Source organism: Erythrobacter sp. (genome assembly GCF_038133525.1).
Classification (GTDB): domain Bacteria; phylum Pseudomonadota; class Alphaproteobacteria; order Sphingomonadales; family Sphingomonadaceae; genus Qipengyuania.
Window position 1 is genome coordinate 49322 of the sequence record NZ_JAYPTL010000010.1, and the last position, 7797, is coordinate 57118.

Below are 7797 nucleotides of genomic sequence, written 5' to 3' on the forward strand. Positions count from 1 at the left end.
TCACCCCTTCCTGAAAGGGGTGCGCCGTTCGAGGTAGTTGCGGTCCATGGCCACGCCTGCGCGTTCGCGCTCGAGGAAATCGGCAACTGCCTCGCGAAATCCGGGATCGGCGATCCAGTGTGCCGATACCGTCTCCACCGGTTCATAACCGCGGGCGAGCTTGTGCCCGCCCTGTGCTCCAGCCTCTACTCTCGAGAGGCCCAGCTCGATCGCCGCATCGATCGCCTGGTAGTAACACAGCTCGAAATGCAGGAAGCGGATGTCGCGGGTACAGCCCCAATAGCGGCCGTAGAGCGCATCGCTGCCAATGAAGTTGAGCGCGCCGGCAATCGGCTCATCATCCTGCAACGCCAGTACCAGCAGGATCCGTTCTCCCATCCGCTCGCCGAACAGGTCGAAGGCCTCGCGCGTCAGGTAGGGGTGCCCCCATTTGCGTGCGCCGGTATCCTGGTAGAAGTGCCAGAAGGCGTCCCAATGTTCAGGCTGGATCGCGCTTCCCGACAGCCTGACGATCTCTACCTGGTCCTGCGCGGCGGCGCGCTCCTTGCGCAGGTCCTTGCGCTTTCGAGAAGACAGCGTGGCGAGGAAATCGTCGAAGGTGGCGTAGCCGCGGTTGAGCCAATGGAACTGGATATCCGAGCGCAGCAGCCAGCCCGCCGCCTCGAACAGCGGGACCTGTGTAGGCTCGATGAAGGTCGCGTGGGCCGAGGAGAAGCCATTCTGCAGGCATAGCTGCTCGGCTGCTGCCAAGAGGGGCCTGGCGTAGTTCTGGTCGGACAGGAGCAGCCGCGGGCCCGTGGCGGGGGTGAACGGCGCGGCGATCTGGAGCTTGGGATAATACCGCCCGCCTGCCCGTTCGAAGGCATCGGCCCAGCTGTGATCGAAGACATATTCGCCCTGGCTGTGCCCCTTGAGATAGGCGGGCATGGCGGCAAGCAGCGGACCGCCCTCCTCGCTGATCACCAGCGGGGTCGGCTGCCAGCCGGTGCCCGGCCCGACGCTGCCCGAATCTTCGAGCGCGGTGAGGAATTCGTGGCTGTCGAAGGGATTGTCCGCGCCCGCCAGCGCATTCCATTCCTCGCGATCAAAGGCACCGACCGACCCGCCGACACGCGCAGCAAGGCCCCCGTCGCTCATGGTAGGCCCGCTCCCTCGGCGATCGGCGCATCGGCGTATTGCATGGCCCGCTCGCGCGTTTCGGGAGAGTTCACGGTCCAGGTCAGGATCGGCATGCCATTCGCCCGGGCCGCTGCGACCATCGGGCTAGGCAATGCCTGGACATGATAGGCAAGGAAATCGGGCCGCGCCGCCCATAGCGCGAGATGGCGGGCGAGGTTGCTTTGAGTGTGGCCCTTATCGTCGTCGCGCATGACAAGGCCGCGGACCGTCGCGGGCGAGTGGCGCCGCAGCCAACGCGAGACACGCGGGTCGAAGCTCATCACGGCATGCAGGCCGGCATAGCCATCCAGCGCGTCGACCACACGGCGGCAGGTCAGCGCGACGTCATAGTGCTGCTTCGATTTGACCTCGATCAGCAGCGGGACGCGCCCGTCGATGATCCCCAGCAGCTCGCCAAGATCGATGGGGGCATCTCCGCTGGCATAGCGCAATTGCCGCCAATCCTGCGCCGGAACCTCGTTGCCCCGATCCGGCCTGCCGAGCAGGCGTGCAAAGTCCCAGTCGTGGAAGACCATCGGGACATCGTCGCTGCTACGCTGGATGTCGCATTCGATCCCTAACCTCGCCTCCACGGCGGCGCGGAAGGCCGCGGGCGAGTTTTCGACACGCACCCCGTCATGCAAGCCGCGATGGGCATAAGTCCACTCGCGCAGCCAGCCGACCCGCGCGGGATCGGGCGACGGCGCGAAGACCCGGTCAAGCCTTGAGAGCACCGATCGCATCGACCTCGACCGCGGCGTCGAGCGGCAGGACAGGCACGCCCACCGCACTGCGCGCATGCTTGCCCGCATCACCGAACACTTCGACCATCAGGTCGGAGGCGCCGTTGGCGACCTTCGGCTGGTCGGTGAAATCGGGTGTCGAGGCAACGAATCCGCCCAGCTTCACCATATGCGAAACGCGCTCGAGCAAGCCGGCCGCCTCAAGCTGGGCAAGGATCATCAGCCCGCATGCGCGCGCGGCCTGCTGACCTTGTTCGAGCGTAACCGAATCCCCCAGCTTGCCGGTTACCAGCTGGCCGTCGACGAAAGGCAACTGACCCGAAACATAGGCGGTGTGGCCGTCGACCACGACCGGCACGTAGCTGGCGACGGGCGCCGCCGCCTTGGGAAGGGTTATGCCGTGCGCCCGCAGGCGGTCGTGAATGCTCATGTCGTTTCCTTTTCGAGTTGGCGCATCAGCCAGGGCAGCGCCTCGTCCCAGCTATCGATCCGCGCGTCGGCATGGCCGGATTTGTGCGCGCAGTCGATCACCGGGGCCAGCAGGGGTTCGCCGCAGAGGTGAAGCGTTGTGATGGTGCCGACAACCTCGCGGGCCGAGCGGTGATGCTGGGCAAGATCGTCGATGAAGAAGGTGCGGCTTGGCGCATATTCGGCGACGATGTTCTGCAGCGCCGGGCCCTTGGGACCCTGGTTGGTGAAAACGCGTGTGTCGATCCCGTGGCCGGCCAGCTGTTCGAAGCGCATCTCGCGATGGTGGTCAGCAAGATTGGTCAGCACCACCACATCGGCGTGCTCGGCCAGCTTGGCCATGGCGTCGACCGCGCCCGCGATCGGCGTCTGGCGATGCATTTCGGTATCGAAGAAACCGCGCAGCTTCTTCCAGATATCCTCGGGCGCCAGCACCTCACCGCTTTCCTGCCAGCGCAGCGCATGGGCGAAATCATTGCCGACCATGTGGAAATCGACGCCCTGCGTTTCAGCCAGCCAGTCGCGGAACGGCGCCACCATGTAGAGCAGCACTTCGTCACAGTCAGAGATGATCAGGGGGCGGCTCATCGGGCAAGCTCCCTGCTGGCGGCGATCAGGGCGGTGGGCGTCGTATCGAGCGCATCGGCCGCAAGCACCAGGTCGGGCTCGTGATTCGCGAGGAATTCGAGCACCGCCGCCTGCACTGCGCGATCCTCGATCCCGTGGCGCAACCGGTCAGGCGTCAGCCCCGTGAGCGAGAGCAGGCGTTCCGCCCGCGCTGGGTCGGCCAGCGCCCAGCCGAGCGCTTCGAGCGCCAGCACCTCTGGCGCGCGGGTTTCGGTTCCTGATGGCGATGCTTCGCGAATAATTGTCAGTTCCCCTCGTTTTCCATATGGGCCGATCTCAAGCCAGGGAGGCCAGCACGTGGCAAAGAGAATCCTCGTTGTCGAGGACAACGATCTCAACCGGAAACTGTTCTGCGACGTGCTGAAGGCAAACGGCTATGAAGTCGTGCCCGTGGCCGACGGTCAGAACGTGCTGGCTACAGCCAAGCGATTCGTACCACATCTGGTGATTATGGACATCCAGCTGCCCAATGTCAGCGGGATCGACCTGATCGCCCAGCTCAAGGCCGAACCCGCGCTTGAAGCCATCCCGGTGCTGGCGGTGACTGCCTATGCCGGCAAGGGCGATGAAGAACGGATTCGCGATGCGGGCGCGGCGGACTATCTCGCCAAGCCGGTCTCGATCGGCCCCTTCATGGCGGCGGTGCGCGCGCTTCTGCCGGCCGAAGCCTAGCTCACCAGCGTCTCGATCGCGAAGACGGTCAGCGTCAGGAACAGGCCGGTCATGAACATCTTGTAGGCGAGCGCAAGGAAGCGGTATTTCTTGCCCGCCAGCACCTGGCCGTTCTGGTACATGTCATGCGCCATGGTGCGGAACACGGTCTCGTCCGTTTCAAGCGTTTCGAGCAGCTGATCCTGCCATTCCTCCTCGTCCATCCAGGTGAAGTGACCGAAGAACAGCAGATTGGCATTCTTGATCTTGCCCGTCGGCCGACCGACCTTGGGCAGGACCGCCATCACCGCACACAGCGAACTGGCGAAGGAGAAGCCGGCGAGGATCATCAGCGAAATCGGCATCTCCCCGCTCAACGCGCGGCTGACCGACAGCGAGAAGACCAGGAAGGTTGCACCAAGCAGGATCGAAGCCTTTTGATCGGCCATCTGAGATAGTTTGAGCGTGCTCATCTGCGCGGTGCGCATCAGGTGGATGGCATTGCTCGAATAGGTCTTCTTCACCGGAGCTGGATCAGCATCCGATTCATCGGCCGCAACCGGCTCTGCACGTGCTGAATCGCTCATCGGCTTTTCCCCGCTGGAACAGACGTTTGCGACCTTTGCCGAAACTTGCCATTACGGCCCGCGCTTGACAAGCATGCCTATTCGCCGCTTTGCGACGGCATGCATGCGCGGCGCAGTACCCCTGCCGCGCCACACAAGGATTGGAACGCACCGCCATGGACCGCGCCGAAGTCGATACAACCATCCGTTCGCTGATCGAGCCCTTCAACAAGAAGGGCGCCGAGGTGACCGATGCCACCACCTTCGCCAACGATCTCGAGTTCGACAGCCTGACGGTGATGGACTTCGTCGCCGCCATCGAAGACGAATTCGACATCATCATCAGCATGAACCAGCAGGCCGAGATCGAGAATTACGGCCAACTCGTCGACGCCGTCACCAAGTTGCAGGCCGAGTGATGCACGACATGACCAGCCCGCCGGACCTGTTCAGCAAGTTCGACGGTATCATCGCCCTGCGCGAAGGCCTGCTCGCATCGGGCCAGGAAGACCCGTTCAACCTGGTGATGGAAAAGGTCCTCTCGCCGACCCGTGCGATCTGCAACGGGCGCGAGACGATCCTGCTCGGCACGTACAACTACATGGGCATGACCTTCGACCCCGACGTGGTCGAGGCAGGCAAGCAGGCGCTGGCCGATTTCGGTTCGGGCACCACTGGCAGCCGCGTGCTCAATGGCACCTACCAGGGTCACAAGGAAGTCGAGCAGGCGCTCAAGGACTTCTACGCCATGGACCATGCCATGGTCTTCTCGACCGGCTACCAGGCAAATCTCGGGATCATCAGCACCATCGCCGGCAAGGGCGATTACATCGTGCTCGACATCGACAGCCACGCCAGCATCTGGGACGGCTGCAAGATGGGCGATGCCGAAGTGGTGCCGTTCAAGCACAATGACATCGAGGCGATGGAAAAGCGCCTGCGGCGTATCCCCGAGGGCGCGGGCAAGCTGGTCGTGCTCGAAGGCGTCTATTCGATGCTCGGCGACATCGCCCCGCTGGCCGAAATGGTCGCGGTGGCGAAGAAATACGGCGCGATGGTGCTGGTCGACGAAGCGCATTCGATGGGCTTCATCGGTGACAACGGCCGCGGCGTGTGCGAACAGGCCGGCTGCATCGACGACGTCGATTTCATCATCGGCACCTTCTCCAAGAGCGTCGGCACGGTCGGCGGCTTCTGCGTCTCGAACCATCCCAAGTTCGAGATCATGCGCCTCGTCTGTCGCCCCTATGTCTTCACCGCCTCGCTCCCGCCCAGCGTGGTCGCGACTGCGGAAACCAGCATCCGCAAGCTGATGCACGGTTCGAACAAGCGCGCGCATTTGTGGGAGAACTCGAAGACGCTGCACAAGGGCCTGCGCGATCTCGGCTTCCAGCTCGGCACCGATGAACCGCAGAGCGCGATCATCGCGGTGATCATGCCCGATCTCGAACGCGGCGCGGCCATGTGGGAGGCGCTGATCAAGGGCGGCCTCTACGTCAACCTCGCTCGCCCACCGGCGACACCCGCCAACATGACGCTGCTGCGCTGCTCGCTCTGTGCCGAGCACACCGAAGGGGAAGTAGGCGAGATCCTGCGAATCTTCGAAGAGGCCGGCAAGGCAGTCGGCATCATCTGACCGGAGACCTAGCGTGACCGAACCGATCCTGATCCATTGCGAGGGTGCGGTCGAGACGGTCACGCTGAACCGGCCCGAACGGCTCAACGCCATGGACGAGGCGTTGATCTATGCCCTGCAGGATTATTTCCGCGGGCTGCACGAGCGGACCGACGTGCGCATCGTGATCCTCAAGGCCGCAGGTCGGGCGTTCTGCGCAGGACTCGACCTCGGAAGCTGGAAGAACACCGGCAATGAAGGCGCGGTCCACCATACCTGGCGGACACAGCGCGCCATCGCCACGGTGATGCAGCTGATGCGCAGCTGCCCGCAACCGATCATCGCGCTGGCGCAGGGCGCGGCCTGCGGTGGCGGGCTGTCGTTGCTGCTGTCGAGCGACATCCGCTTCTGCACTCCCGATTTCCGTATGAACGCCGCTTATATCAAGATCGGGCTGGGCGGCTGCGACATGGGCTCGAGCTATTTCCTGCCGCGGCTAGTCGGGTCGTCGCTCGCGAGCGAGATGATCCTCACCGGGCGGTTCATCCATGCCGACCGCGCGCTCACCTCAGGCTTCGTCAGCGCGGTGGTCGAGCCGGAGGAGCTCGATGCGGCTGCGTCGGAAATCGTCGATGATATGCTGCAGACCGCCCCGATGGGGCTGCGGCTGAGCAAGGATGCGCTCAACCGCAATATCGATGCGCCGGGCTTCGAGGCCGCGTTGGCGATCGAGGATCGGCAGCAGGTGATGCTGAGCCAGACCGCCGACGCACTGGAGGCGCAGCGCGCCTTCCTCGACAAGCGCCGCCCCGACTACCGCGACCGTTAGGGAATGCGCCGGCCGGGTTCTCCCCAGACCCCGGCCGGGCACCCCTTAGGCGGCGCTTGGCGCCGTCCCCTCTCCAACTGGTTCCGCAATCACCTTGTTCTCCGGGAAGATCGGCCACAGCAGCTGCTGGCCGAGCGTCGCCGGGGCGAGGTTTTCCACGCCATAGCTCTTGGGGAAGGTGCGCGTGATCTTGGCCGTTCCGAACAGCACGTCCCAGAAGAACAGCAGGTTTCCGTAATTGCCCTTGTAGTGAACCGCCGGGTCGTCGGCATGGCGGCCGTGGTGGGCATGGTGCGTCGCCGGGGTCGAGATGGTCCGTTCCACCACCCACATCACCGGCGAAAGCCACTTGATGGCATAGAGCGGCTTGTCCCAGGCAACGTCCGAATGGGCGCCGGTGATGACCAGCAGCTTGACCACGATGTAGCCGGCATAGACCCAGCCAAGACCCAGCCAAATCAGCACGCCGGCGAACCACAGGCTGGGCATCAGCGCGTAATAGATGATGTTGTTCCGGTAAACGAGGCGGACGCTCATGTACTTCGCATTGTGATGCGCCCGGTGGAGGTTGTAGAGCCAATGGGTCGAATGGCTCGCACGGTGCCACCAATATTGCATCATGTCGTCGAGGATCAGGAACAGGCCGATCGCGGCGAAGATATTGAGGCCCGCCAGCGCACCGGCATATTGCGGCGCGATCCAGTTGGCGAGCGCGCCCGCGGCGAGCAGCACGGTGGGCTGGGTCACCGCCAGCAGCAGGGTCATGCTCACCGCCTCGACGATACCGTCATCGCGGGTCTGCTCTTCCTTGCGGAACAGGTTGGAATGCCGCAGCTCCAGCAGCGCGAAGCCGAGGTAGACGGCGACGATGGCAATGGTCGAGCCGGACATTTTTCCCTCCCGTGAAATATTGTCGATTCGCGATGTAACGTTTACGAGGGAGAAAGAATGTCCAATTCTTTACATTCTGTCACGACTCGGCGTTCGCTGGCTACCCCGATGCTGTTCGAGGCGCTTGACCCTGCCCTGCAGGTGCACCTGATCCGCAGCGCAGCGCTGCGCCAGTTCGACGACGGGCAGCTGATCCAGCAGCGCGGCGACAAGGCGGATGGCTTCTGGCTGATCGAGGAAGGCTCGGTC

General features: G+C 63.8%; 12 protein-coding genes. 5 read left to right on the plus strand and 7 right to left on the minus strand.

From position 1 onward, the window contains the following. The 5 genes from AAFM29_RS04215 to AAFM29_RS04235 are packed head-to-tail and all read right to left on the minus strand — an operon-like array spanning window position 1 to window position 3190. Window positions 1–1137 (minus strand): GNAT family N-acetyltransferase, encoded by a 1137-nt coding sequence (locus AAFM29_RS04215; protein WP_341711565.1) that lies wholly within the window; start codon window positions 1135–1137, stop codon window positions 1–3. Continuing rightward, window positions 1134–1901 (minus strand): glycerophosphodiester phosphodiesterase family protein, encoded by a 768-nt coding sequence (locus AAFM29_RS04220; RefSeq protein ID WP_341711566.1) that lies wholly within the window; start codon window positions 1899–1901, stop codon window positions 1134–1136. Before AAFM29_RS04220 ends, AAFM29_RS04215 begins: the two co-directional genes overlap by 4 nt. After that, complete coding sequence (locus AAFM29_RS04225; protein ID WP_341711567.1) at window positions 1876–2331, minus strand: RidA family protein; 456 nt, start codon at window positions 2329–2331, stop codon at window positions 1876–1878. The genes AAFM29_RS04220 and AAFM29_RS04225 overlap by 26 nt, the downstream gene beginning before the upstream one ends. After that, complete coding sequence (locus tag AAFM29_RS04230; protein WP_341711568.1) at window positions 2328–2957, minus strand: HAD family hydrolase; 630 nt, start codon at window positions 2955–2957, stop codon at window positions 2328–2330. The genes AAFM29_RS04225 and AAFM29_RS04230 overlap by 4 nt, the downstream gene beginning before the upstream one ends. Beyond that, a complete protein-coding gene (locus tag AAFM29_RS04235; RefSeq protein ID WP_371830711.1) occupies window positions 2954–3190 on the minus strand; it encodes a DUF3572 family protein in 237 nt (78 codons plus the stop codon). Before AAFM29_RS04235 ends, AAFM29_RS04230 begins: the two co-directional genes overlap by 4 nt. Window positions 3191–3293: 103 nt before the next feature. Between AAFM29_RS04235 and AAFM29_RS04240 the strand changes: the two genes are divergently transcribed. Then, a complete protein-coding gene (locus tag AAFM29_RS04240; protein WP_341711569.1) occupies window positions 3294–3668 on the plus strand; it encodes a response regulator in 375 nt (124 codons plus the stop codon). On the opposite strand, the gene AAFM29_RS04245 is transcribed toward AAFM29_RS04240, so the two are convergent. Further along, complete coding sequence (locus AAFM29_RS04245) at window positions 3665–4234, minus strand: Pycsar system effector family protein (RefSeq protein ID WP_341711570.1); 570 nt, start codon at window positions 4232–4234, stop codon at window positions 3665–3667. The genes AAFM29_RS04240 and AAFM29_RS04245 overlap by 4 nt on opposite strands. Window positions 4235–4389: 155 nt before the next feature. Between AAFM29_RS04245 and AAFM29_RS04250 the strand changes: the two genes are divergently transcribed. Genes AAFM29_RS04250 through AAFM29_RS04260 form a run of 3 tightly spaced genes read left to right on the plus strand, consistent with a single transcriptional unit; the run spans window position 4390 to window position 6657 of the window. Continuing rightward, window positions 4390–4632, plus strand: a complete 243-nt coding sequence (locus tag AAFM29_RS04250; RefSeq protein WP_341711571.1) for an acyl carrier protein — start codon at window positions 4390–4392, stop codon at window positions 4630–4632. A gap of 8 nt (window positions 4633–4640) precedes the next feature. Then, complete coding sequence (locus tag AAFM29_RS04255) at window positions 4641–5849, plus strand: aminotransferase class I/II-fold pyridoxal phosphate-dependent enzyme (RefSeq protein ID WP_341711572.1); 1209 nt, start codon at window positions 4641–4643, stop codon at window positions 5847–5849. A 13-nt stretch (window positions 5850–5862) separates the two neighbouring features. Continuing rightward, complete coding sequence (locus AAFM29_RS04260; protein ID WP_341711573.1) at window positions 5863–6657, plus strand: enoyl-CoA hydratase-related protein; 795 nt, start codon at window positions 5863–5865, stop codon at window positions 6655–6657. A 45-nt stretch (window positions 6658–6702) separates the two neighbouring features. Here the strand turns inward: AAFM29_RS04260 and AAFM29_RS04265 are convergent, their stop codons facing one another. Continuing rightward, on the minus strand, window positions 6703–7548 hold the full coding sequence (locus tag AAFM29_RS04265; protein ID WP_341711574.1) for a sterol desaturase family protein: 846 nt from the start codon (window positions 7546–7548) through the stop codon (window positions 6703–6705). 57 nt (window positions 7549–7605) lie between these two features. Between AAFM29_RS04265 and AAFM29_RS04270 the strand changes: the two genes are divergently transcribed. Further along, a partial coding sequence (locus tag AAFM29_RS04270; RefSeq protein ID WP_341711575.1) for a hypothetical protein occupies window positions 7606–7797 on the plus strand: 192 nt, incomplete at its 3' end.

What these genes read in the sequence shown, in the direction of transcription:
- AAFM29_RS04255 (WP_341711572.1), top strand. Translation starts at nt 4,641, where the DNA reads ATGACCAGCCCGCCGGACCTGTTCAGCAAGTTCGACGGTATCATCGCC.
- AAFM29_RS04245 (WP_341711570.1), bottom strand. Translation starts at nt 4,234, where the DNA reads ATGAGCGATTCAGCACGTGCAGAGCCGGTTGCGGCCGATGAATCGGAT.
- AAFM29_RS04225 (WP_341711567.1), bottom strand. Translation starts at nt 2,331, where the DNA reads ATGAGCATTCACGACCGCCTGCGGGCGCACGGCATAACCCTTCCCAAG.
- AAFM29_RS04220 (WP_341711566.1), bottom strand. Translation starts at nt 1,901, where the DNA reads ATGCGATCGGTGCTCTCAAGGCTTGACCGGGTCTTCGCGCCGTCGCCC.
- AAFM29_RS04215 (WP_341711565.1), bottom strand. Translation starts at nt 1,137, where the DNA reads ATGAGCGACGGGGGCCTTGCTGCGCGTGTCGGCGGGTCGGTCGGTGCC.
- AAFM29_RS04265 (WP_341711574.1), bottom strand. Translation starts at nt 7,548, where the DNA reads ATGTCCGGCTCGACCATTGCCATCGTCGCCGTCTACCTCGGCTTCGCG.
- AAFM29_RS04230 (WP_341711568.1), bottom strand. Translation starts at nt 2,957, where the DNA reads ATGAGCCGCCCCCTGATCATCTCTGACTGTGACGAAGTGCTGCTCTAC.
- AAFM29_RS04250 (WP_341711571.1), top strand. Translation starts at nt 4,390, where the DNA reads ATGGACCGCGCCGAAGTCGATACAACCATCCGTTCGCTGATCGAGCCC.